This is a genomic window from Streptomyces sp. NPDC127106 (assembly GCF_042677605.1).
Taxonomy (GTDB): domain Bacteria; phylum Actinomycetota; class Actinomycetes; order Streptomycetales; family Streptomycetaceae; genus Streptomyces.
Genome location: NZ_JBHXTC010000010.1, coordinates 134,320 through 157,735 on the forward strand (window position 1 = coordinate 134,320; position 23,416 = coordinate 157,735).

20 protein-coding genes and 1 pseudogene are annotated in these 23,416 nt (G+C 71.7%); 5 read left to right on the forward strand and 16 right to left on the reverse strand.

Going from position 1 to position 23,416, the window contains the following annotated elements:
* Positions 1-197: 197 nt before the first annotated feature.
* The 7 genes from ACFVGY_RS12860 to ACFVGY_RS12890 all read right to left on the reverse strand — a co-directional run bounded on the left by ACFVGY_RS12860 (position 198) and on the right by ACFVGY_RS12890 (position 10,373).
* Positions 198-602, reverse strand: coding sequence for a hypothetical protein (locus tag ACFVGY_RS12860; RefSeq protein ID WP_385675278.1), 405 nt, complete (start codon positions 600-602; stop codon positions 198-200).
* Between the two features lie 16 nt (positions 603-618).
* Positions 619-1,464, reverse strand: coding sequence for a class I SAM-dependent DNA methyltransferase (locus tag ACFVGY_RS12865; RefSeq protein WP_385675280.1), 846 nt, complete (start codon positions 1,462-1,464; stop codon positions 619-621).
* Between the two features lie 52 nt (positions 1,465-1,516).
* The gene (locus ACFVGY_RS12870; RefSeq protein ID WP_385675284.1) at positions 1,517-2,725 is read right to left on the reverse strand and encodes a YcaO-like family protein; all 1,209 of its coding nucleotides are present in this window, start codon (positions 2,723-2,725) and stop codon (positions 1,517-1,519) included.
* A gap of 86 nt (positions 2,726-2,811) precedes the next feature.
* Positions 2,812-3,798, reverse strand: a complete 987-nt coding sequence (locus tag ACFVGY_RS12875) for an aKG-HExxH-type peptide beta-hydroxylase (RefSeq protein ID WP_385675287.1) — start codon at positions 3,796-3,798, stop codon at positions 2,812-2,814.
* Between the two features lie 653 nt (positions 3,799-4,451).
* Positions 4,452-6,854, reverse strand: a complete 2,403-nt coding sequence (locus ACFVGY_RS12880) for a HEAT repeat domain-containing protein (RefSeq protein WP_385675352.1) — start codon at positions 6,852-6,854, stop codon at positions 4,452-4,454.
* Between the two features lie 176 nt (positions 6,855-7,030).
* Positions 7,031-9,073 (reverse strand): hypothetical protein, encoded by a 2,043-nt coding sequence (locus tag ACFVGY_RS12885; protein ID WP_385675290.1) that lies wholly within the window; start codon positions 9,071-9,073, stop codon positions 7,031-7,033.
* 160 nt (positions 9,074-9,233) lie between these two features.
* The gene (locus ACFVGY_RS12890) at positions 9,234-10,373 is read right to left on the reverse strand and encodes an amidase domain-containing protein (protein WP_385675293.1); all 1,140 of its coding nucleotides are present in this window, start codon (positions 10,371-10,373) and stop codon (positions 9,234-9,236) included.
* A 270-nt stretch (positions 10,374-10,643) separates the two neighbouring features.
* Here ACFVGY_RS12890 and ACFVGY_RS12895 point away from each other — a divergent pair, with 270 nt between their 5' ends.
* Positions 10,644-12,782, forward strand: coding sequence for a transglycosylase domain-containing protein (locus ACFVGY_RS12895; RefSeq protein WP_385675296.1), 2,139 nt, complete (start codon positions 10,644-10,646; stop codon positions 12,780-12,782).
* Between the two features lie 54 nt (positions 12,783-12,836).
* On the opposite strand, the gene ACFVGY_RS12900 is transcribed toward ACFVGY_RS12895, so the two are convergent.
* Positions 12,837-14,153: a hypothetical protein gene (locus ACFVGY_RS12900; protein WP_385675299.1), complete on the reverse strand. Its 1,317-nt coding sequence runs from the start codon at positions 14,151-14,153 to the stop codon at positions 12,837-12,839.
* A 575-nt stretch (positions 14,154-14,728) separates the two neighbouring features.
* Between ACFVGY_RS12900 and ACFVGY_RS12905 the strand changes: the two genes are divergently transcribed.
* A complete protein-coding gene (locus ACFVGY_RS12905; RefSeq protein ID WP_385675302.1) occupies positions 14,729-15,409 on the forward strand; it encodes a hypothetical protein in 681 nt (226 codons plus the stop codon).
* 249 nt (positions 15,410-15,658) lie between these two features.
* Here the strand turns inward: ACFVGY_RS12905 and ACFVGY_RS12910 are convergent, their stop codons facing one another.
* Positions 15,659-16,228, reverse strand: coding sequence for a LuxR C-terminal-related transcriptional regulator (locus tag ACFVGY_RS12910; RefSeq protein WP_385675304.1), 570 nt, complete (start codon positions 16,226-16,228; stop codon positions 15,659-15,661).
* Positions 16,229-16,939: 711 nt separating this feature from the next.
* On the opposite strand from ACFVGY_RS12910, the gene ACFVGY_RS12915 reads away from it, so the two are divergent.
* Complete coding sequence (locus tag ACFVGY_RS12915) at positions 16,940-17,365, forward strand: hypothetical protein (protein ID WP_385675307.1); 426 nt, start codon at positions 16,940-16,942, stop codon at positions 17,363-17,365.
* 121 nt (positions 17,366-17,486) lie between these two features.
* On the opposite strand, the gene ACFVGY_RS12920 is transcribed toward ACFVGY_RS12915, so the two are convergent.
* Both ACFVGY_RS12920 and ACFVGY_RS12925 read right to left on the reverse strand, forming a co-directional pair.
* A complete protein-coding gene (locus tag ACFVGY_RS12920; RefSeq protein WP_385675310.1) occupies positions 17,487-17,936 on the reverse strand; it encodes an SRPBCC family protein in 450 nt (149 codons plus the stop codon).
* Between the two features lie 443 nt (positions 17,937-18,379).
* Positions 18,380-18,886: a GNAT family N-acetyltransferase gene (locus ACFVGY_RS12925; protein WP_385675313.1), complete on the reverse strand. Its 507-nt coding sequence runs from the start codon at positions 18,884-18,886 to the stop codon at positions 18,380-18,382.
* 292 nt (positions 18,887-19,178) lie between these two features.
* On the opposite strand from ACFVGY_RS12925, the gene ACFVGY_RS12930 reads away from it, so the two are divergent.
* A complete protein-coding gene (locus tag ACFVGY_RS12930; RefSeq protein ID WP_385675316.1) occupies positions 19,179-19,511 on the forward strand; it encodes a hypothetical protein in 333 nt (110 codons plus the stop codon).
* A gap of 14 nt (positions 19,512-19,525) precedes the next feature.
* Here the strand turns inward: ACFVGY_RS12930 and ACFVGY_RS12935 are convergent, their stop codons facing one another.
* From ACFVGY_RS12935 to ACFVGY_RS12945, 3 genes and pseudogenes are all read right to left on the reverse strand, one after another.
* Entirely contained in the window at positions 19,526-19,951 is a 426-nt protein-coding gene (locus ACFVGY_RS12935) for a J domain-containing protein (RefSeq protein WP_385675319.1), read from the reverse strand.
* 49 nt (positions 19,952-20,000) lie between these two features.
* Positions 20,001-20,957 (reverse strand): annotated as a pseudogene (locus ACFVGY_RS12940) (transposase).
* 35 nt (positions 20,958-20,992) lie between these two features.
* Complete coding sequence (locus ACFVGY_RS12945) at positions 20,993-21,361, reverse strand: VOC family protein (protein ID WP_168512773.1); 369 nt, start codon at positions 21,359-21,361, stop codon at positions 20,993-20,995.
* A 63-nt stretch (positions 21,362-21,424) separates the two neighbouring features.
* On the opposite strand from ACFVGY_RS12945, the gene ACFVGY_RS12950 reads away from it, so the two are divergent.
* Positions 21,425-21,883 carry a MarR family winged helix-turn-helix transcriptional regulator gene (locus tag ACFVGY_RS12950; RefSeq protein ID WP_385675322.1) on the forward strand — a complete coding sequence of 153 codons (459 nt, stop codon included), beginning with the start codon at positions 21,425-21,427 and terminating at the stop codon, positions 21,881-21,883.
* A gap of 403 nt (positions 21,884-22,286) precedes the next feature.
* Here ACFVGY_RS12950 and grpE read toward each other — a convergent pair whose 3' ends face one another.
* A complete protein-coding gene (grpE, locus tag ACFVGY_RS12955; protein WP_385675325.1) occupies positions 22,287-22,721 on the reverse strand; it encodes a nucleotide exchange factor GrpE in 435 nt (144 codons plus the stop codon).
* 182 nt (positions 22,722-22,903) lie between these two features.
* Positions 22,904-23,416 (reverse strand): Hsp70 family protein (locus tag ACFVGY_RS12960; RefSeq protein ID WP_385675328.1); only part of this gene is annotated, 513 nt, incomplete at its 5' end.

Consider the following 23,416-nt stretch of genomic DNA (forward strand, 5'->3'; position numbering starts at 1 on the left):
CGCCCCCCCCCCCGGGGGCGCGCCCCCCCCCCCGCCCCCCGCGGGGGGCCCCCCGGGGGGGGCCCCCCCCCCCCCGGGACGGTAGACGCGTCCGCCAGGAGCGCTCCGGGCGATCGTCCGCAGGTCGGCCCGCACCCGCAGTGCCTGCCAGGCCAGGCCGAGGGCCAGGAGCAGCCCGGCGGCAACGACCGCGGTGCTCACCCGGCCTCGCGCAGGGCGTCCGCCAGTACGTCGAGCTCCCGTCCCGCGGGGAGCCGGGCCAGGTGCAAGCACCGGTCTGCGGGGGTGTAGCGCACCTGCCAGCCGCCGTCGGATCCGATGACGTAGCCCCACAGCGGGGTCGGGGAGCCGCCGTCGGCGAAGAGGGGGCGCAGGTCCCCCAGGGTGAGGAAGTGGCCCTCCGGGGACAGCCCCAGCTGCCGCGTCGACAGCACGGTGCCGTCGGCCCGGCCGTCGCCGCGCCAGAGGTAGGCCTTGGACGAGGCGGAGTACATGCCCCAGGAGAAGGGCCGGTTGGGCGAGGTCAGGGCGCCCCATACGACGAAGGGGACCAGCAGGGCCACCGCTGTCGCGGTCAGCGCGGTGGCGGTCCAGGCGGGCACGGTGCGGTGCCCCGGGTCAGCGGGCGGGCCGGTAGACGGACACGTGGTACGGGCTGTCGTCGCTGAACGGGTCGCCCGCCCAGCTGCCGTACCGTTCACGCAACTCCAGACCGGCCTGCTGCGCCATGAGGTCGAGCTCACCGGCGCCCGCGTAGCGGAAGACGATGTGCACGTGCTCGGTGCGGCCCCGGTCGTCCTTGCGGCCGTTGCCGCCGTTGCCGGCTCCGCCGTCCGCGCCGCCCAGGGTGATCGTGTAGTGGGAGTGGTAGCGCTGCCGGGCGGGTTCGAACCGCCGGTGCAGCGTGACCCGGTCGCTCCCCGGCGTGGGCACCTCATGGCCGTCCGACCAGGCGGGGCCGATCAGGACCTCCGGGACGATGGCGTCCAGGACGAAGGCACCCGCATCACCGACGAGCCCCGCCACACTCCGGAAGCAGGACGACTGCGCCTCCTGGGAGGGCAGTTCGAAGAGCGTGCCCGCGGCCGCGTACACCAGGTCGTACGGGACCCGGGCGGGCGGAAGCCGGGTGAAGTCGCCGATGGTCACCGCGACACGGTCGCCACCGGCCTTGGCCGCCAGCTGTGCCGCCATCCGGGGCGAGGCGTCGATCCCGTCGACCCGGATGCCGCGCCCGACCAGCCGCAGCGCGATCCGGCCCGTCCCCACACCGAGTTCCAGCGTACGACCGCCGGCGCCGGCGCGGGAGGCGAGGAACCCGACGGTGTCCTCGGTCAGCGCCTCCCGCGTGAACCAGCTGTCGTAGCGGTCGGCGAACCGCCGCGCATAGGACGGGTCCGCACCGGTCGCCGGATGCTCGGTGTCCTCGCCGGTCGGGACGGGTGAGTGAGGGGGGACGGGCACGTGTTCCTCCTGGGAACGAGCTGGTGGCCGAGGGTCGGCCGGGGCGGCCGGGTCAGCCGAGCGGGTGCGGGGGCGGGTGGCAGGAGCCGTCCGGGGGCGCCGGCTCGTCCGCCGGCAGCCGGCGGGCCCCGGGGGCGACCACGCGTACGACCACCAGCCCGCCGGCTCCGGCTCCGCCGATTCCGGTCGCCCCGGCTCCGCTGAAGGTGGTGGCGACCTCGACGACGTCCTCCTCCGTCCGATCTGCGAGGGCGAGGGCGAGGGCGAGGTGCGGTGTCCGGGCAGGGGGCGCCGGTGCGCCGGGCGCCGGCCAGACGCCGCCGAGCGCCCCGCTCAGCAGGTGGGCGAGGCTGTCCTGGCGGTGGAAGGTGTGCAGGGCGTGTTCGAGCGGGCCGCTGGGCGGCCGGGACGGGGGTTCCTCGCGCATCCGCTTCCACACGGAGCGGGCGCTGGTCGTGCCCATGCTCCAGCGCACCATCAGCGCCTCGTGCACGGCGGAATCGGCAGCCGGCGCGAGGTCCCCGGTCGTGGCCCGGCAGCCGAAGCTCTGGCGGGCACCGTCCGGCGTGTGCAGGCAGGCCACCACGCAGGCCGTGCCCGCCGGCCCGGGCAGCACCAGACACCGCTCGCGCATCCCGAGCACGGTGAGCGCCTGCCGCAGCGGCTCGGAGAGCGGCGCCGGCCCGGCTGGCGCGAGGCGCGGCGCGGCGGCGTACCAGGCATGTCGCAGCAGGTCCCGTTCCAGGACCTCGAGGACGGCGTGGCGCCGGGCCGAAGCGCGGTCCGGGTGCGCCGCGAGGCCGGTGGAGCCCGGGCGCAGCGGTGCGCCGCAGTCCGGGGGCGGACGGTGGGCCAGGTGGACCGCGCAGGCCGGGACGAGGACTTCGCCGGCGCCGGTGAGCGATCGGCCCGGCACCCAGGCCAGCATCATGTCGCGCACCCGCGGTACCCGCCGCAGTTCGTGCCATGCCGCCGGATCCAGGCAGGGCCGTCCGCGGCGCCGCAGCACCCCGTACGAGGCGACGACGGCGCCGGGCGCCGGGCGGTGACCGGACAGGACGTTGTGCACGCGTTCCATCAGCTCGCCGCGGGCCCGCCGTTCCACGTCCGCAGGGTCGGTTCCGATGGCCGAACCGATGAGCACCCGCCGGCCGCCTGCTGCGTCGTTGACGGCGAACACGCGGCTCGCGGCAGCGACCCGGCCGAGGACGACCCGGTCGGCACCGGGGAACGGCCGGTGGAGCTGCACGGGCCAGGCCACCGGGGCCGGGCTCTCCCCGTTCGCCGGGGCCGGGCGGTCGGTGAGGGGGACCGGCCGCTCACCGGCGCCGGACGCTCCACCGCCGTTCACCGGGCGGCCCGGGCGGCCCGTGGCCCCTCGGCGGCGAAGACCGCCCGCCCCTGATCCAGCAGGGTCCGGCCCGCTCCGGTGAGCGCTTCGGTGTGCCCGCTCAGCGTGGCCGCGCCCCGCCGTCCCAGGTCCAGCAGTACGTCGTGCCGGGCTCGCACGGCCGCCGTGTCGGGGAGCCGACGGTAGAGCAGCACGCTCCGCGCCAGCACCAGGACCTGCTGGAACAGTCCGGCCAGCGGGCGCGGATCGGACCGCAGCGGGGTCTCCAGAAGTGCTCGGGGGCCGGCCGGCTTGAGGAACGGGGTGGTGGCCGCTGCCGCGTCACACCGGTTGTGGGCGCCCTCGTGGACGAGTGCCTCGGCGAGGCGGAACCTACCCGGCAGGTGTTCCTCGTCCTCCCCGCCGGTCAGCCGGGCGGCGTTGACGAACGCGGTGCCGTGCACGGTGAAGTCGGTGAATCCGTTGACGCCCCACCCGGAGAGCAGCGCTATCTGGCGCAAGGTCACCGCCAGTTCCCCGGCCATCTCCGGCCACGCGTCGCGCAGTACCCGGCAGGTGCCGTCGAAGACCTGCCGTCCGGCGGGGTCCCAGTCGGCGACCGCCACGGTGACCGCGGCCCCGCCGGGCCCGGGCTCCGGGATCTGCCGCACGGCCCGCCGCAGGCTCTCCGCCAAGTGGCTCTCACCGCCCGGAGCCAGATCCACCGGCCATCCGGTCCGCAGGGCCGTGGCCGACGCGCGGGCGGCGCTGTGCCGGGCCCGCAGGACCCACTGGTCGAGCTCGTCCCGGCACCGCTGCCGCCCGGCGGGCGGAGACTGCTCGCGGCGGAGCCGGTGGGCCACCGCGTGCACTCCCGGATAGCGCAGGTCCTCCCGGCGCCACTGGGCCGGGTCGCATCCGGCGGCCGACAGCGCGCCGGCCACCAAGTCGCTCAGCCGTTCCTCGTCGCCCGCTGCCTCCGCCGCTCCCGGTTCGACCCGCACGTGCCCTCCGTGGAATCCCGCGTCAGTCTTCGTACGCCAGTCCTCCGCACGCCGGTGGCCGGGCCGTTGTCGCACGGCCCGGCCACCGCCGGAGTCCGTCCGGTCAGTCGGGTACGTCCACCATCAGGGCGAACTCGGGGAGTTCCCCGCCGTCGACGGCCTCGACCTCGACTTCGTACTCACGTGCCTCTTCCATGCGTACTCCTTGTCCGCGTCGGAGATCCGGAGGTACCGCCTCCCGTCGGCAGCAGGGAGGCACCCCCGACAGTGGCAGTCCCACGGCGGTTCGGCAACGGCTCCATTGCGTCAGCGCGGCACCGGTCCGGGCGTCCGGTTCCCGCGGGTCCCCGGTGGCCGTGGAACTGCCGCCCCCGAGCCCGTCCGCGGCTCCTCCACGGCCGACCGCAGCACAGGGGGCAACCGGTTCCCGGCGGTCCCCCGTGGTCGTGCGGCCCTCGCGGGTACCGTCGCCCGTCCGGGCGGGCCCGGCGCACCGCGGGGCCCGGTACTGCGCCGGAGGCACCGCGTACGACGGCCCCGTCCGAGGGCACGGCTCTTCGAGCCGCCCGCATCCGGCTGGTTCCGCACGGGGGTTCGGGCTGCCTGCGGCCGTCCCGCTGCTGCATCCGAAGCCGTCGCTGACCGCGCGGGCGCTACTCGGCTTCGACGGTCGTGATCCGTTCGAGAACCTCCGCGTAGAGGCGGCGTTTGTCCGGTCGGACGTGGACTGCGGCACGCCTGAGGGCGGGGATCGCCGGCGCGCCCATCGCGATGAGCCCCTCGGCCGCAGCCCTGCGGACGACGGGGTGGGAGTGCTCCAGCAGTCGGGTCACGGCGGGGATCGCAGGTGCCCAGGACGCGTGGCAGAGGGTCCGGATCGCGGTGCGCACCAGGTCCGGCCGGCGGTCATCGAGCAGGATCGACGTGTGGTGCAGGTAGGTCTGCCGGTCCAGCATGACCCGCGAGGTCCGGTGGGCGTGCAGGCGGACCTTGGGCTTGGGATGACGCAGCAGCTCACCGATCAGGTCCCGCAGGCCGGGATCCGGGTCCGGCTCCGGCCCCTGGTGCCCCTCGACCAGTCGCATGAGCGCCTGGCGTACGTGCACCGGGTCGCCGGTGCGGGCCAGGTCCAACAGCTCCCGCCGGGACCAGGACGGTGACGCTCCCGCTGACCCGGCGGGGCCACGGTCACGGAGCGCTGCCAGCACAGCGGCGTCCTGCCGTACGGCGTCCGGGCTGCGCAGCGGACCCTCGACGAGGACCAGCCTGTCCGCGAGGTCGTCCCGTTCTTCGGCGCGCAGCCGCCGACAGGTCTGCGTCAACGCGGGGGTGCGCAGCAGGGGGCGTTCGCAGAGCAGGTCGAGGAACCCCCAGGCGCCGGCGTCGAGGCGGTCGCCGAGGCGCTCCGCGAGCACGTCGGCGGGGGCCAGGCGCAGCGCCCGCCCGGCTGCGGACCTGCCGGCCGGCGGGTCGTGCTCCCACCATTCCAGCAGCAGCGGGACCAGTGGTTCGAGGTCCTGCGGGTCGAGCCGGCTCGCCACGAGGGCCACCCTGTCGTGCAGGATGCCGTCTGCGCGGAGTTCTGCCTCGCCGACGGCGCTCAGCGTGCGGGCCAGGTCGGCACCGACGGGTATGTCGATGCGGCCTCTCAGGAATGCTCGGAGCACGGGAAGCCTGGCCTCGGGCTCGGGCCAGGCCGAGAGCGCCAGGGCCGCAGTGTGCCGGCGGTCCGGAGCGGAAGCCCCCAGCATGGCCAGCAGGCGGTCCCGCAGGGGGGTCGAACGGGGCTGGTCGAGGTCGTCGACGTGCACGGTCCGCGGTGGTGGTGCCGGCGCACGGGTGGTCTCGGTGATGGTCCAGGGCGGTGCGTCGAGGGGCTGGATGTCCGTCATCCAGTCGATGAGCGAGGAGCGGACCTCCGGGCCGGCAGAGGCGTGGACAGCGATCAGGGCGGCCAGGCGGTCCCGGGAGCCCGGCATGCCGTCGTGCTGTCCGCCGAGTCGGCGGAACTCCTCCAGGGTGCTCGGCGTGCGCACCGCGACGGTCAGCGCGGCCCGCCACGCCCCGCCCTCGGCCGGCGCGGTGGCTGCCGGGGCTTGCGGAGCCGCAGCGAACGCGTCCCGCAGCACAGCCGTCTCGGCCTGCCGGGGATCGGCGTCCAGCCGGGCCGACGCGAGTGCCTGCTCGAGGTCGGCGCGGACCAGCACCGCGCCGAGGCTGCGCAGCAGCGTCAGCGTGGCCGGGCTTCCCGCGGGCGGGGAGGGCAGCGCGCGTACGGCGCGGGCGACTGCCGGCTGCTCGACCGCCGACAACGTCGGCGCGACCGCTTCGAGTACGGCGATGAGGTCGCGGCGGTCTGCGGTCGGGGCCTCGGCGAGCCCGTCGAGCAGGGTCCGGGTGGACCGGGCGAACTCCTTCAGTTCCCCGGTGGTCCACGGTGCGGGGCAGAGCCGGAGCGTGAGCCGCAGTACGCGGCCCCGGAGAGCGGGTTCGGAACCGGCCAGGCGGAGCCAGTCCGCCAGCATGGGCCGCAGCACCCGCAGCCGGGCGGGGTGCGGGAGCCCGTTCCGTTCGGCGATGCGTAGCGCGACCGACGGATTCCAGCCCTCCGCCGCCAGTGACCTGGCGTCGAGGTCCGCTCCGATGTCCACCGCTGACGGCGGGGCGGCGGGCGCGACGACCCCGTGCCTGGCCATGGCCGTCGAAAGGTCCTCGATCGTCCCGGCAGCGAGGCCGACCCGGCGGCTCGCCACCAAGGCGAGCAGGGTCGGTGCGATCCGCGAACCCTGGTCGTCGAGCGCGAGGATCGAGTGCGCCGGCAGCGTTCCGTCGAGGCCTTCCAGCAGCAGCTCGCGGGCGCGGCCGTCTTCGCTGTGTTCGGCTGCGGCCAGGACGGTCGCCAGGTACGCGTCGCCGAGGACGGCGCGCAGCGCCTCGACGAGCGAGCCGCGCAGGCCCGGGTTGTCGTGACGTCCGAGCCAGAACAGCAGTGCCGGTACCGCCCGGGGCGTGCCTGCGCGGACCAGAGCGTTGGCGGCGGTCTTCTTGATGTTCATGTTCGGATGGTCGAGACATGCGGCGATCGTGGTGGAGGCCCACCGGGCCCGTGCGTGACCGAGGGCGAGCAGCGCCTGCCGGACGGTCTGGACGTCCTCGGCGGCGGTCAGCGCGATCAAGGTCGCCGACAAGGCTTGCGCATCGTCCCCCGTGGCGTCGCGGGCGAGCAGTGCGATCACGTGCTTGCGCACGTGCCGGTCGCGGTGCCGCAGCAGGCGGTGAACCCGCGCACGGGTATGTGCGTAGGGGGATCGGAGCAGGAGTTCCAGCAGGATCGCCTGCTCGCCGCTCGACAGTCCGGGCCGCTCCAGCAGATCCAGCGCCATGGTCGCGACGAGTGCGTGGCCGGCCTCCTGGGCCGTCGCCGTGTCGAGCAGGCAGGACGGCCTGATCCGCCCCCGCTCGTGGAGGCGGCGGCCCAGGCCGTGTACGGCGTCCAGGACTTCCTGGGGCACCACTGGCTCCGCGGCCTGTCGGCGTGGTCGAGTCGTGGGGCGGTTCCGCCCGGCTCCCGGGACGCCGCCAGTTCGGCCACGACGCGCAGGAGGAGGTCCGCGACGGCCGGCAGCGTGCTGGCGCTGCCGTGGGCGGCCAGTCTGCACAGTGCCGCCATCGGCTCGTCGGGGACCAGACGGGACGTCAGGAAGGCCAGTTCCTGTTCGTCCGGGCCACCGAGGTCGGCCGCGATGCGCGCGGGCAGATCGAGGGGGTCGAGACGGGTGAGGAGGGCGCGCCGCTGTGACGGGTCGTCGGTCAGGTGCCACAGCACCTCGAGGGCGCCGTGGCGTACCGCACGCAGGTGCGGCGCGATGACGCCCGTGCCGTCTTCCGCGGCGAGACCGAGTCCGTCCCGCAAGGCCGTCACGGTCCGGTGCCCGCCGATGGCCTCCAGAGCGTCCAGGGCCGCTGCGGGCGCCGACGGCAGGAGAGCGAGCACGGCGTCTTCGGCGTCCGCGTGGCGCAACGCACGGATCGCGTCGAGGAACGGCCCGGGCACGGGAGCCGAGGGAAGGACGCGTGTGATCGCGTCCCCGATCGGAAGCTCCCCTGCCCCCTGTCCGGCGAGGGCGACCAGCAGCGCGAGCCGCCGGGGCCAGCTCGCATCGTCGGCCGCCGCGTCCACCAGTACGCGGAACATCACCCGTCGGCTGGTGAACAGGATCGTCGCGACCTCGTGGGCCGGGATGGAGTGATCGGCCAGTGCGAGGCCGACGATGGACGGGACGTGCGGACCGTCCGGGAAGTGCCCGCGCCGGTGGAGCCCGTGCAGGAACGTCACCGCAGGACCGCCGAACAGCAGCGGGTCCCGTCCGGCGGTGTCCGTCACTGCGCCGATGTCACTACGGTCCGCCAGGTCGCCCAGGAGTTCCATGCCGCGCCGGCGAAGACCCGGTGGCAGATCCGGATCGTCGATGACCTGCCGCAGCAGCCCACCGTGCCCGTGACGGGCCGCTGCCGCGAGCGCGGCATCGGCCACCTCGGGCCGTGTGATCACCGAATCGGCGGCGAGGAAGGGGGGCAGGAGCTCCTGCGGAAGGGGATCCAACGTCGCCCACGGCTCGCTGAGTTCACCCAGCGCGGCGGCGACGACGTCTGCGCTGCGAACATCGAGCAGGCCGATCGCCCGTGCGCGAACGAGCGCGGGAGCCAGCAGACCGGCGTGCAGTCCCTGCCGGGCCAGTCGTAGCGCCGCGGCCTGCAGGACCGGCTCACCGCTGTCCGCCAGCTCGTTCACGAGCTGCTCGGGCAGGTGCGCGCAGGTGACGGTGGTTTCCCGCACTGCCTGGTACAGCAGTTCGCCGGCGGGCTCCTTCCGGATCACTGCCGGGTCGTTCAGGAGCTCAGCGCGCAGCCAAGCGATCCGCACCCGTGCCGGCAGTGCAGCCGTACGCCACGACGGCCAGCGGAGCCCCCGTCGATACGGCCCGAGTCGTTCGTAGAGCCGGGCCAGGACCAGCGCCGCCTCCGGCGGTCCCTCCAGCGACACGGGCAGCAGTTCCGCGAGGTGGGCCATCTCAAGGTGGTCGCCCGTCCGGCCCGAGCCGACGCGCTCGGCCAGCAGGACCAACCCGAGGTGCCGCGTGAGGGCGTCCTCGTGCCGGATGAGACCTTCGAAGACGGCCGGCGGACGGAACGGCGCGTCGAGATGGCTGGTCAACCAGTCGACGTCGGCTCGACGCACCGCATCGTGGAAGTGTTCGTCTGCCGTCGTCGTCATCATCGGATGCTAACCGGGGCGTTCCCGGCCCGCCAACGAGATCCGCCCGACTCGACACCGGGGGCGTGGCGGTGCCGCGCCGGCCCCGGCGGCCGGCCGTCCGACGAGGGGCCTCTCCTGCCGGGAGCTTCCCGGCAGGAGAGGCCGAAGGGCTCACCCGTCAGGTGCGGTACGCGAAGTAGACCGCGTTCGGGTAGGACGCGATGATGCTCGCCAGCGACTTACGGTACGTGTTGGTGGAGTGGTACGTCAGGTACGGCATTCCGTTGCCGCTCCGGTACGTGACCATCATGGAGTGGTCCTTGGACCCGTCCCGGTTGAAGTCCACCTGCACGATGTCCCCGATGTCCGCCTGGTAGACGTTCGCCAGGTTCGTGGCCCGCTGGTTCGAGAGGGTGAACCAGGCCCACTCGTTCGCGCCGACCCAGGAGTCGCTCTGGCGGGTCCCGTCGTACCACCAGTTCCGGTAGTCCGTGGAGGTGCCCGGAACGCTCTTCCAGCCGCCCGCCTTCAGCGCCTGGCTGATGAAGTTGGTGCAGTCGCCCCCGGCCCCGTTGAACTTCCGGTACGCGGGGTTGTAGTTGCGCCAGTGCTTCTCCGCGTACTTCGCCATGGCGGCGTAGTCGTAGGCGCCCCCGGTCTTCGCCTTCGGCTTCGGCGTAGCGGGGTACTTCGTGGAGGCGGGCGTGCCGTCGGGGTACTGCTTGCCGTCGTCCTTGACGACGTTCACCTTGGCCGCGACCGGCTCGTTGACGGCGACGGGGCCGTCGTTCTGGGACTTGATCGAGGTCAGTTCCCAGGCGCCGCCGCGCTTGCTGGTGAGGGTCAGCTCGTAACGCGTCCCGATGTCCGTCGTCGCCGGTTCGTCCCCCCGAAGCTTCTTGTAGGTGAGCGTGGTCTGCTCGGTGACCTGGACGACCGCCTTGCCGCCGGTGACCGTGGCCTTCTCCACGGCGACGCGGGTGTCGGCGCCCGTGTAGGCCTCGCCGAGTTCCGCCAGCCGCGTCTTGCGGGAGCGCAGCGACTGGAGCGCGGCGTCCTCGTCCTTCTTCAGCTGGGCCGACATGCGGGCCTTCGCGGCGCCCGGCCCGGAGCCGGGGCGCCCCGCCTGGTCCTCGACCAGCGCCTGGGTGCGCTGGGAGAGGACGTCGTCGGCGATGCGGGCGAAGGCGTCGGCGGTGGCGCGGTCGGCCTCGCGGGGCCCGGTTTCCGCGTTCGCGGAGTACGCGAGCATGCTCCCGGACGCCAGGGCTACGGTCAGGGCCGCGATGGCGGCGGGCCTGAACCTCTTAGGTATCACTCTGTTTCCCCTTGTCACCCGGTCCGCACGAACCGGGGGACGGAATCTTCGCACAACTACGCGACTGTTTCGCCATGTTCCGCTTCGTCGCCCGCCACCCGGCGGGAGTCGCCCCGTGCGCCGGGCGACCCGCCTCCGCTTGATCATCGGCTGCGCCCCCCGATCGCACGGCGTGATGCCCCCCACCACCGGTCCGACCTCATGGAAAGTGCATCTAGGGTGGGCGGGGAAAGCAGATCAGAGGGGGCATTCGGAGTGGGCAGGAAGGATATGGCCGCTAGAGGGCGATCTCGGGACGGCCGGACGGCTCCGGAGGGCGGCGACGCCCCCGTCTCGGGCCGTCGGGGGAAGTCGGGGGCGCGCCGCCGGCCCCGGCAGCGGACCGTCCGGCTTGATGGCGTGGCGCAGACCGTCACGCGGGCCCTCGCCCCGGCCGTCGCCGCGGCGCGGCCCCAGCTGCGACGCCTGCGGCCCGACTTCCCGAGGCCGGGCCGCACGGGCTGGCGCCGGTGGACGCCCTCGTGGCGCCAGTGGCTGGGCGCCTGCGTGTACGCGTTCCTGGGCATGGTGGGCTTCGTCGCCATCGCGTACGCCAGTACGGACATACCCGACGACCTCAACTCATTCGCCACCCAACAGGACAACGTCTACTACTGGGCCGACGGCACGACGATGGCCCGGACGGGCTGGGTCCAGCGCCAGGAGATGCCGCTGGGCAAGGTGCCCCCCAAGGTCCAGGGAGCCGTCCTCGCGGCCGAGAACGCGAGCTTCTACTCGGATCCCGGAGTCTCGCCGTCCGGCCTCCTGCGCGCGGTGCGCGCCGCCGTGACGGGCGGCGAGACCCAGGGCGGGTCCACCATCACGCAGCAGTACGTGAAGAACGCCTACCTGAACCAGGACCGCACGCTCTCCCGGAAGTTCACCGAGATGCTGCTCGCCCTCAAGCTGGACAACCAGAAGGAGAAGGAGCAGATCCTGGAGGACTACCTCAACACCAGCTGGTTCGGGCGCGGCACCTACGGTATCCAGCGCGCCTCCCAGGCGTACTACGGCAAGGACGTCTCGCAGCTCAATCCCAGCGAGGGTGCTTTCCTGGCCTCCCTCCTCAAGGGCGCCGGGCTGTACGACCCCACCCTCAGCAAGGAGAACCACGAGCGGGCCGTCGAACGCTGGAGCTGGATCCTGGACCGCATGGTCGAGACCGGCCAGCTCTCGCGCGCCGAGCGCGCCACCTACACGAAGTTCCCCGAGCCCTCCAGCTCGTCCCTGGTCGGCATTCCCGGCGCACAGACCGGCTATCTCGTCGAGATGGCCAAGGCCTACACGATCAAGGCGAGCCACCTCAAGGAGTCCGACTTCGACCTCGGCGGCTACCAGATCTACACCACCTTCGACCGGGCCCGGATGACGGCCCTGACCGCCGCCGTCCAGGAGGCGCAGAAGGGCTTCGACGCCGAGCGGCGGCCCGACACCGACAAGTACGCGAAGATCGGCGCGGCGAGCGTCGCTCCCGACGGGCGGCTGCTCGCCGTGTACGGGGGCCCCGACTACCTGAAGCAGGGCTTCAACGAGTCGAACGCGACGACGATCCCGGTCGGCACGGCGTTCACGCCGATCGTCTATGCGGCCGCGCTCGACGAAGGGGTGGTGCGCACGCGCGGCAAGGACCGTACTCCCGTGTCCCCCTCCTCCCTCTACGACGGCAACGACCAGGTGACCGTGCAGACGCCCGAGGGCCCGTACTGGGACCGCAGCGGCAAGGTGGTCAAGGGGCGCAACGACGGCGGACGCAACTGGGGCCAGGTGACCTTGCGGCAGGCCGTGGCCAACTCCGTCAACACCCCCATGCTCCAGCTCGGCCTCGATGTCGGTCTCGACCGGGTGGAGGACTTCGCCCGGCGCTCGGGGCTGCTCGAATCGAGCCTCGGGCCGCGGATCCCCGGATTCGCGCTCGGGGAGAACTCGATGCCCAGTGCGATCCGGATGGCCGGCGCCTACCAGACCTTCGCCGCCGACGGCATGCACACCGACCCCTACTCGGTGCGTTCGGTGACCCGCAACGGCGCCGCCGTGCCGATCGATGCGCCGAAGCCGACCCGGGCCGTGACGGCGAAGACCGCCCGCGCGGTGACGGACGCCCTGCGCGACGCCGTCACCGAGGGCTCGGCGAAGACGGTCGGCAAGGCGCGCGCCGGCGCGGCGGGCAAGACCGGAACGACCGCCGCGAACACGGCGGGCTGGTTCGTGGCCAGCACGGAGCAGGAGTCCACGGCCGTGGTGGTCTACCGGATGTCGCTGACCGACCTGGTTCCGCTGCCGCTGACGGGGCTGGGGGGCGACGCCCCGAACACGCCCGGCAGCGAGCGGGCGGTACGCCTGTGGGGGGACTACATCAAGGCGGTCAAGTAGCCCGGCTGCGGGACCGCCGGGAGGAGCGCGCCTCCCGGCGACCCCGCGGGGCGCCTACTTGACCAGATCGGCCCAGTCCGGGGCCTGCGCGGGGTCGAGCGAGCGCAGCCGGGCCAGGACCTTCGGGTCCTGGGCGTCGAGCCAGTCCGCCAGCTCCCGGAAGGACACGCAGCGGACGTCCTGGCGCGGGCAGACGTCCCGCATCACGTCCTCGACGGCCTTCATGTAGATGCCGCCGTTCCAGTCCTCGAAGTGGTTGCCGATGAACATGGGCGCCCGGCTGCCGTTGTAGACCCGGTTGAACCCGTTCATGTACGAGCCCCGGGTCTGCGCCTGCCAGGCGGCGAACTTCGCCGGGTCCCCCTGGGTGCTGTCGCCCGACTGGTTGTAGAGGAAGTTGAAGTCCATCGAGAGGACCTGCACCTCTTTGCCCTGCAAGGGCAGGAGCTGGAGGGGAAAGTTCCAAATGCCGTCCTGCTTGGACGGCCACAGCTGGAAGTCTCCCGAGGAGCTCGCGTCATAGCGCCAGCCGTACGGCTTGATCGCGGTCAGGAGGTTCTTCTGGCCCTCCAGGCAGGGCGCGCGGCCGCCGACCACTTCCCGGTCCGGGTCGAAGGGCAGGGGTGCCTCCTTGGTGAACCCGGTGTTCGTCTTCCAGTTCTTCATGAACGAGTACGTCTGGTCGATCTCGCTCTTCCACTCGGCGGGGCTCCAGTCCCCACCGCCCTTGGGGCCGCAGAAGTGCCCGTTGAAGTGCGAACCGATCTCGTTGCCGTCGGTCCAGGCGCCGCGCAGCTGCGTCAGTGTGCTCTTGATGTGCGGGACGGTCGGGTACGAGATGGCGGCCGAGCCCTGGCCGTGCTGCGGCGGGTGGTAGAGCATCTTCTTGTTTTCCGGCAGCAGGTAGATGCCCGTGAGGAAGAACGTCATGTGGGCCTTGTTCTCCTTGGCCACCTGACGGAAGTGCGAGAAGAGGCGGTCGTCGCCCTCCAGTGCGCCGTCCCAGGAGAAGACCACGAACTGCGGCGGCTTCTCGCCGGGCTTCAGCCGCTCGGGCTTGAGCTGCCCCGGCTGCGGCCCGGTGTAGGAGGTGGATCCGTCGCCCAGTACCTTGACCTTGCCGTCCCAGGGCTCCTCGCCCTTCGCGGCGGCAGCCCCGTTAGGGGCCGCGAGCCTCGCGTCGCGCTGGGCCGCCCCCGAGTCGCCGCCCAGCGTGAAGGCGTACGTCGTGGCACCGGCCCCGGCCAGGGCCACCACCGCGATGCCTATGCCAAGGCGCTTGCGGTTCTGCGCCTTCCTGTGCACCTTGCGGGCACTGCGGGATTCCGCCCGGGTGCCCCGGGTACCCGGAGCGGCGTCGGTATCGGCCAACGCAGTCGTCCCCCCTGATTGCCGCAGCCGCGCCGCGCGTGGATGGTTCGTATGAATATAGAACTTGTCGGCACTCCTCCCGTACCTCGGGCCCCTCGGATACGCCGTTTCACAGCCATCTCACAGCCATGTGTCCTACGTCACAGTCCGGAATGTGAAATCCGGCGACTCCGCATCGATGAAGTGATGAACTCCGAAGCCGAGTGCGGCCTGCGGCGCGGGAGCGCACCGAATCGCAGCGGGTCGCGGAGGTCCGCGGGTGGCGGGAACCCCGAGCGCGACTCCGCTTCCTCGCGGGACCGCACGAAGTCGGTGATCGAAGAGCCGTCGGGGCATTCGGTGCATACCAGGACAACTGGGCGTCGACGCGGCGCCACGACGTCGCGACGGAGGCACCACATTCTCCGCCACCCCCCTTAACTGGTGGGTACGGGGCAAGAAGTGCGTCTCGCTACGTTGCTCGGCGTCAGGACGGCCCGGGGCGACCGCCGAGACCGCACGCGCCCCGGGACGTCCACCGAAGAGCGAGCGACCTCTGGAGAAGCACCATGCGACGTCAACGAGGCTTACGTGCCGTGCTCCTGGCCGTAGCCCTTGCCTGCACCACCGGACTGGGTGGTGCGGTCCAAGCCCACGCGACACCCGCTGCCGCCACCGCCACCGCGGGCACCGGACCGGTGCAGCTGCGGTACACGGGTACCGGCGGTGGCCCCCTGAACATCGCCCAGCGCGCTGCCTACGAGGCGGCTCTGGCGAAGGCGGCGGCCACCGGCTTCAACGGTTCCCAGTGCCGCATCACCAACGGGACGGACTTCCCTCACGTCGGGGGCTACTGGACGTCGACCCGGGAGATCACCTGCGTCGGGGAGCCGGCCGTCCCCGTATCGCAGCTGAGCCTGGACCGCCATCTGAAGTCCGGCAAGGACCATCTCAGCAGCGTCTGGCATGTGCCTGACGGATACCAGCGGGAAGGCAGCCTGGGCCGCGTGTTCACCGCGCCGACGGCCGGCACGCATCCGCTGTACTTGTGCGTCGTGCGGGGGGACCATTTCCTCTCCGCCGACGTGAACTGTGAAGGGCAGCAGTACGTGACCCGCCTCGGCTGGATTCACGACAGCCCTCCGGCCGGCGCAGCCAGTGCACCGGTCTACCGGTGCCTGGTCAACGGCAGTCGCGAGCTGTTCGAGTCCAACGACGCCAACTGTGAGGGACAGATCCGCCCCGGCGGGCCGCTGGGGTACGCCCTCACCGGCTGACCAGGGGTTCTTGAGCAGTCAGTACCGACGACCGGCGGCGACGCCCTGCCGCACGAGGAAACACGGCCACGCCCGGACAGTTTCACCGCGGGGCGTGGCCGTGCTGTCGGGCCCCTTCGCGACCGGCCCATGGCCAGGCCGGGGCCCGGTCCCGATCACCGCCCACCCCCCACCGGGCGATGTCCGGGGCGAGGCGACCGCGCAGGTCGAGGCCGTCGGTGCGGCGCGCTTACCCTCAGGTGGGCATGTTCAGGCCGTCCTCACGAACTCGCTGGGCCAATTCGATCTTCGTATGAGCCGGTCGGCCGGTCGGCCGGTCTTCCGGTACTTCTCCTTCACCTGGTCCAGATAGAACTTGGCGGTGTGGACGCTGATGCCCGCGCGCCGGGCCGTCGCCTTGAGGGTCAGTCCGGAGGCGTAGTCGCACAGCACCTGCCGTTCCCGCGGCGCCAGGCGAGGCCGGGCCGGGCCGGTGTCGTTGGCCCAGGCGAACGCGAGTTCCGGAGAGTGCGCGGTGTCTCCCGCGGCCACGGTCTCCACGGCTTCGACGAGTTCGTCCAGGGCGTGGTCCTTCCTCAGATAGCCGTCGGCTCCGCCGCCACGGCCGCCACGACTCGGGCCCGGTCCGTGATCGTGCTGATGACCAGGACCCGGCTGCCCCTCGCACGGATCCGCCGCACCCACCGTCACGAAGAGCGCGGCATCGGCGCCGGCACCACCCCGGGGCCGGGCGACGGCAGCCGCGGCGGCGCCGAGGTGGGCAGCCCTGTACAACGCGGCGGCCAGTACGGCCAGCCGTCGCGCACGCTGGAGTCCCACCCATGCCTCCCCACACACCGTCCCCCTGTGCACCCGCCCAAGGGGCGGGTACCGGCCCTTCAGTCCAACTCGTGACGTTTGTCCACGGCAAGGCTGTCTTCGGACACAGATCGCCGCCGATGACCGGCCGCCCCCGATGCGGGCGCGGCCGCGGCACCGCTGGCGGGTGCTGCCCCGTGGGGTACGGCGCCGTACGGCGGCTGGGCGGATGCGGCAGGCGGCACCGCCACCGGCCCCTCGGTCCCGGCCGGCGCACACGACGACGGCTGCCCGCGGCTGCGTACCACGGTTCAGTGGCAGTACGGATGCCAGGGGGGATCCACGCGGGCCACCGTGGTCGCACCGCACCCCGCGGACTGACCGTTCGGGATCGCACATGACCCGACCGGACACCCCTGCGGCTCCCGAGGAGAGAACACGATGCGAGCACGCCCGGTCGTTGCCGTCGGCTCCGATCCCACCCCGGAGGGGCCGGCCCCCTTCGCCCAGCCCGCCGAAGGCTCGAAGCCGCCCACCGCGAAACCGTCCGCTGCCCTTCAGGCAGGTCGATCACCGGGGCGAACCGCGGCGGCAGTGCGGGTGCGTGCGGTCATGACGGCGGCGGTCGTTGTCGCACTGACAGGAGTGTCGTGCACGCCGCCGGGACCCGGGTCGGACCAGGACGGCGGAGCACCGCAGTCTTCGACCACGCGGTCGCAGGGCCCGTCACCGATGCCGTCCAGCACCCCGAAGCCGACGAAGCCCAGTCCCCCCGTCACGGAGGACGACGCCCCTGGCGCGATCACCGTCGTCCGTGTCACTCCGAACGACTCGGACGGCAAGGGCTTCTACGTGTCGTGCAAGGACATCAAGGTCGACCTCACGCTCAAGGCCTTCGACGGACGGGCCCGGTGGCAGGCCCGCGCCGTCACCGTCAATCTGGAGGGCATCGCTCCGCGTACTCGCCCTCTGGCCGGCGTCCCCCTCGCGCGCGGCGTCGTGCTCGAACCGTCCTCGGGAGTGGTGGGAACGGGGCAGACCCGGACACTCCGCATCCGTGGCACCTACACCCCGCCCCCGGACGGGCCCCGGGCGTTCTGGGCGGCCATCGACGACGGTTATCCCTCCAGGAGCCCCCTGAAACTCATCTGTCGATGAACCTGAGCAGGGCAGGCCAGGGCAGCGGCCGCGGCGGCGGAGTCGGGCGAGGCCGCCACGAGACCTCGGGCGCCCTCGCTCTGCTCGCTGATCGTTTCGAGGTGGCAGCCGTAGGCAGATGTCAGACGGTGCCTCGCCAGGCGCCGGTTTCGGCACCGCGGTCTTCGATGAAGTGCTTGAACCGCTTCAGGTCGCCCTTCACCTGGCGGTCGATGAAACCGAGCTTGTCACCGATGCTCTCGGCCATGCCCTCGGGGTCGAAGTCCATCATCAGCGTGACCTCGGTGTGGGTGGGGTCGACGGGGCGGAACGTGACGAGTCCGGACTGCTCGGTCTGTCCTCCGACGGTGACCCAGGCGACCTTCTCGTCGGGGATCTGTTCGGTGATCTCGGCGTCGAACTCGCGCTCCACCCCGCCGATCTTGGTGACCCAGTGGGTGAGGGTGTCGGTACGCTGATCGATGCGTTCGACGCCGCCCATGAACTGCGGGAACGATTCGAACTGGGTCCACTGGTTGTAGGCAGTGGTGATGGGAACGTCGACCTCAATGGATTCCTTCACCTGCGACATGACACGTCCTGTCCGATAGGCGGCGGACCACCCGTCGGCGCTCGACGCACCGAACGTGGTGGTGGGAAGGCTGGTCCCCTCCCTCACCTCCCCGCCTGCCCGGATACAGGGGCCCCACACACCGGCCGCCCGATGCCTGACCGCAGCGGCTCCGCCGGGCCGTCGCCCACGCTGACCGCCCAACCGAGCCCCTCTGCGTCCTCGGCCGGCCAGCAACGACTGCGGGGCGCCGGCCTGGGCCCGGGTGAACGGCTACGCGGCCAACAGCCGGGGCCGGATCCGGCAAAGCCACTGGGACGGACTGATCTGTGGCGCCGCGCCGGCAGAGCCGGCCGGATTCGAACCGGCGTTCTCGGCTTTGAAGGCCGCGCGTCGACCTCTGCGCTACGGCTCTGTCCTCAGCACCCTACATTCCGGCCCGGCAGCCCCGACGCCCCGTGCCGTCACACGGTCCGGCGCATACAGGCTCGGGGCCAGCGGTCCAGGCCGTGTGCGGCTTCGCGCGCGCGGATCTCGCGCAGGCCGGGGGTGAGCGCGGCGTCGTCCAGAACCCGGAACCCGCACCGCGTGTAGTAAGGGGCGTTCCACGGGACCTGGGTGAACGTCGTCAGGGTCAGGGCGGGTGCCTGAACGCTTGCGGCGTGGTCGGCCAGGTGGTCCAGCAGGGACCGGCCGATTCCGCGGCGGGCGCTGTGGGGGTGCACCGATACCTGCTCGACGTGGAGGCTGCCCTCGACCCGGTCGGCGATCAGGTAGGCGACCGGGCTGTCGGCGGCGTCGGCCGTGACCCAGGCCAGCCCGGCGTGCCGGTAGCGGGCGAGTTCGCCGAGCGGGAGCGGCTCGTCGTCGGCGATCTCCGGCATGCCGATGTCCCGGAAGCACTGCCCGGCGGCCCGCTCGATGTCTCGGAGGAGAGGCAGCTCGTCCAGTCGCACGGTACGGATATGCATGGATGCATTGTCCAAAGACAGGCAGGCAATGCCACCCCGTTTCGGGCGTGCGCGGGGTAGGCCCGGCCCGGTATGGGGGGAGCGCTGGGGGCAGCACTACCGCCGGTCTGGAAACGTCGCGGACGGGCGGCGGCTGACGCCGATCACGCGCCGCGAGACCCGGCCGGCCGCGGGACGGCGGCTGAGCGGCCCGCATGTCCCACCCGCCTCGGGGGCCCGTCGCCCCCAAGTACCCTGTGCCGCACTGCACTTGTACGGACCACCGGGCAGCTGGCATCGCGGGGGAGCACGCATGTGGGGACGGGGCACGGTCCTCGGGGATCCGTACACGCTGACCGAGCGGATCGGCGGTGGGGGAATGGGCGAGGTGTGGCGCGCCGACGACGGTGTGCTCAGGCGGCAGGTCGCGGTGAAGGTCCTGCTGCCCGCGCTGCTCGACGCGCCCGGTTTCGCCGCCCGGTTCCGGCGCGAGGCCACCATCCTCGCCTCGTTCAGCCACCCCGGCATGGTGTCCGAGGACGGGGGTGACCGTCACCGCCTGGATTGCCGGACGGCCGTCACTTCTCTGCTTCTTCCAGCTGACGCGGGGTGTGTCGACGCCCCAGAATTCCGGCGACGACCATGAGAAACTGTTAGCAGTTATTGCGGCGACTGTATGCTGTAAAGCAGCCAGGCTATGAGTCGATCGAATGGGTCTTCGTACGGCTGTGAGGCGGCCGGGTGTGCAGTCGTACGAGAATGCGCCGCGGGTTGTGGATACGGGCGTGCCGCAGTGCCTCCCCCCGCGGACCTCACACGTACGGGTATCCGTACCGGATGGCCGGCGGCCTGCCGCTTCTGATCGCGTTCGGCGTCGTAGGCGGACCGTCGCAGTGGATCGTGCAGGGTCTGGTAGGCGTCGATGACTTCGGCTAGCTCTGCATCGGCCTGCGGCCCGCTTGGGCGGGCGTCAGGGTGCAGGGCGCGGATCAGCGTGCGGTAGGCGCTGGTGATCTGCTCCGGCGATGCCTCAGCCCGGAGTCCGAGGACGGTGTAGTGGTCGCGCGACGGCCGCGAGCCGCTCATTTCTCTCACCTCCGGAAACAGCCGGAGCGACCCCTCTCTTCCACCCGTCTTAAGACCTGCCTGCGATGTTGTCAAGGCAATCCGGCACGGGTATATCGATAACGTAAGAAGGTGGTGCAGCCGAAGGGAGGCGAGGGGATATGATCACCGAGATGGCATTGGAGCGGGTGGAATTTACGTGCGGCCGGTGCTGGCGCGACTGGAGTACCGTCCAGCAGTACTGGGAGTACTTCTCCCGCGACGGTATCCCTGTTTCCTCCCCGTACACGCCTGCCGACGCCTCACCGTGCCCGGTGTGCGGCCGCCACGGGTTGGCCGCCTTCTGGCTCGCAGGCTGATTCCCGCAGCACCCGGAGCAGCTGGCACCCCGCGAGAGAAGGTTACCGGGCTCATCGCGGTAGAGGGTGTAGTCGGGGTCTGAAGCCGCCGGTGTCAAGCAGGCTGCGCGTGATGTGGAATTGGTCAGGTTGCGGAAGCCGAGGGCGGTGCCGCGCAGGTGTTCGAGTCGACCGTGGATGGCCTCAGTCGGGCCGTTGGACGTGCCGGGTCGGTCGAAGGAGGCCAGCACGTCAGCGGCGCGCTGTTTCAGTGTTCTGCCGAGTCGACTCAGTTCGGGCAGTCCGGCCGGGACGCCGTGGCTGATCGTCTGGATGACGGCGGCGAGTTCGGTCTTGCCGGCGCGGCGGTCGGGTTGCCGGGGGGCGGACACGATGCGCTGGTAGGCACCCCAGGTGGCCTCGACCGCGGCGTGCTCATCGGCAGTGAATACGCTGGTGAGTCGGGCGTGCTGGCGGTCGGTGAGCAGGCTGACACTGGTGCGCAGCACTCTGCGGATGCCGTAGAGCGATCACCGACCCGGCCGCGGTGCCCGCAGGTGCTGGACGCCTTGGCGGCATCGGTCCAGCGCATCGCCGGCCAGGGCGACAACATGAAACGGGTCCATCACCGCGACTGCGTCGGGGACTTCTTCAGCTGCGGCGGTCTCGAAGCCGGTGAAGCCGTCCATGGCCAGCTGATGATCGTCCGGTGGCGTTTGGTCGATCAAGCGCGGTCGTGGAGCGTGACCTGGTAGCCGTCGGGGTCGGCGAAGGTGAAGGTCCGACCGAAGGGACCGTCGATCGGTGCGGAGACGATGGTGTGCCCGTCGGCGACGAGCGCGTCGTGGATGGCCTGGACGTCGGTGGCGTGGAGCCAGATCGCGGCCCCGATGCCGGGCTGAGCGACGGATGCGAGGTCGGTGCCGGGAATGACGTCGCGGAGTGCGAACGCGATCGGCTTCGTCTCGAAGACGACGGCGTGCGGAGGTCCGGCCGGCGAGCGGACGAGGCCCAGGTACTGCTCGTAGAACGCCTGGGAAGCGTCGAGGTCGCGTACTTGGAGCGAGATGAAGTCGGGGCCGGTGGCGGGCATGATGACACTCCTTCTTTTCGTGTCAGTTTTCTGACATGCGTCAACCTATGTCAGAATGCTGACATGAGTCAAGAAGATGTCGGCGTCGACCTGGAGACGTCACTGGGCTACCTGCTCAAAGAAGCGTCGAGCGCCCTCCGCGCGGCCATGGAGGAAGTGCTGCGGCCGCTCGGGATGAGCGTGACGCACTACTCCTGCCTCGAGCTGCTGGCGCAACGACCGGGCTTGTCGAACTCCGAGCTCGCGCGGGGCGCGTTCGTGACACGGCAGACGATGAACGTGCTGCTCCAGGCCCTGGAAAGAGACGGCTACGTGACCAGGCCTGCGGAGGCGCCCGTCGGGAAGGTGCTTCCCACGCGGCTCACGCCTCGCGGTCGACGAAGCCTCGAGAAGGCGAGCGCAGCCGTCCGATCCGTCGAGGCCAGAATGCTGGCCGACCTGACCGAGACCGAGCAGTCAGACGCGTTCCGGATCCTGCAGGGCATGATCTATTCCCTGCGCGGTGGCAACGAGGGTGCATAGCTCGTTCCGCGGCGCACGTCTCGTCGCGCTCGGACAGGAGTGCAGCCGAGCCTGAAATCCGTGTCGGCGACCTCGGAAACCGGCAGACCCCGACTACACCTTCTACTGCGATGAGCCGGTTACCGATACGGCCGGTCACCGGCCCGAACGGCGGGGCGCGCCCCTGCTCGGCCCCACAGCGCACCCCCAGCCGGAGCAGCTCGGAGCGCCCGACCAGCTCCGTGAGCGAGCCTCTGCCGCTGCGGTCAGCTGAACCTTGCGTGCGCGGGGACGCGTCCCTTCGCATCAGTGCCGCCGTTGGTCGGTGCAGCGTAGGACGGGTGCCGCAGGGGGGCGGTTTACCCGTCCTCACCGCCGCTGGTGGGGGTGTCTTCGCTGGCCGGCTGAGGGTGGTCTGCCATGTTCAGCCGGGCTCTTCCTGGTCGGGCGGTTCGCTCACCGCGACCTGGGCCGGGCGCAGGAGGTGTTGTCCGACGCGGTAACCGGTGCGGTGGACGGTGGTGCAGGTTGGCTGGTCGACCTTGTCGGACCGTTGGTAGGAGATCGCTTCGTGGCGGGTGGGGTCGAAGCGTTCTCCTGGGGTCCCGACTTCCTGAAGGCCGAGCGTGGCGAGCTGGGTTTCCAGCACATCGGCGACCGCTCGCAGGCCGGGATCGACATCGCCGTGCTCGCGGGCCTGGTCGATGGCGTCGAGGACGGGCAGCAGTCCGCCCAGGACGTTGGCGACCGCGATTTCCCGTATCGCGAGGCGGTCGCGCTGCACCCGCTTGCGGTAGTTGTCGTATTCGGCCTTGATGCGCTGCAGGTCGGCGGTGCGTTCGGCGAGCTGTGCCTGCACAGTGGTGCTCCCGGCGGCAGGGGCGCCGCCGGGCGTTCCGAATCCACCGTCCCCGGTCTCGGTGTGCTGGGGAGGGTGGTCGCCTGCCCTGAGCTCGAGGGTGACGGGGTCGATGCGTCGTTTGTCCCTGATCACGATGGGGGGCGGCTGCTTTCGCGGTCCGTTGGGAGACTTCGGTGGGCTCATCGGGCGTCTCCCTTCTGGCTCTCGTCGTCGATGATCTCCGCGTCGACGACTTCCTCATCCGTGCCGGACGACGCCGCGTCGGATGCCGATCCGCCGTCGCCTGCGGCGGCCCCTGGGGCGTCGTAGAGGGCGGTTCCGATCTTCTGCGCTGCGTTGGCGGCGCGCTCGGTCGCCGTGCGGATGGCCGCCGTGTCCTGGCCCTTGAGCTTCTCCTTGAGGTCGGCGATCGCGGTTTCGGTCTCGGTCTTGAGGTCGGCCGGGATCTTGGCCTCGTTGTCGCGCAGCAGCTTCTCGGTCTGGTAGACGAGCTGTTCGGCACGGTTGCGGGTCTCTGCCTCCTCCTTGCGGCGGCGGTCTTCCTCGGCGTGCTGCTCGGCCTCGCGCACCATCCGCTGGATGTCGTCCTTGGGCAGGGAGGAGCCGCCGGTGACGGTCATCTTCTGTTCCTTGCCCGTGCCCAGGTCCTTGGCGGTCACGTGCATGATGCCGTTGGCGTCGATGTCGAAGGA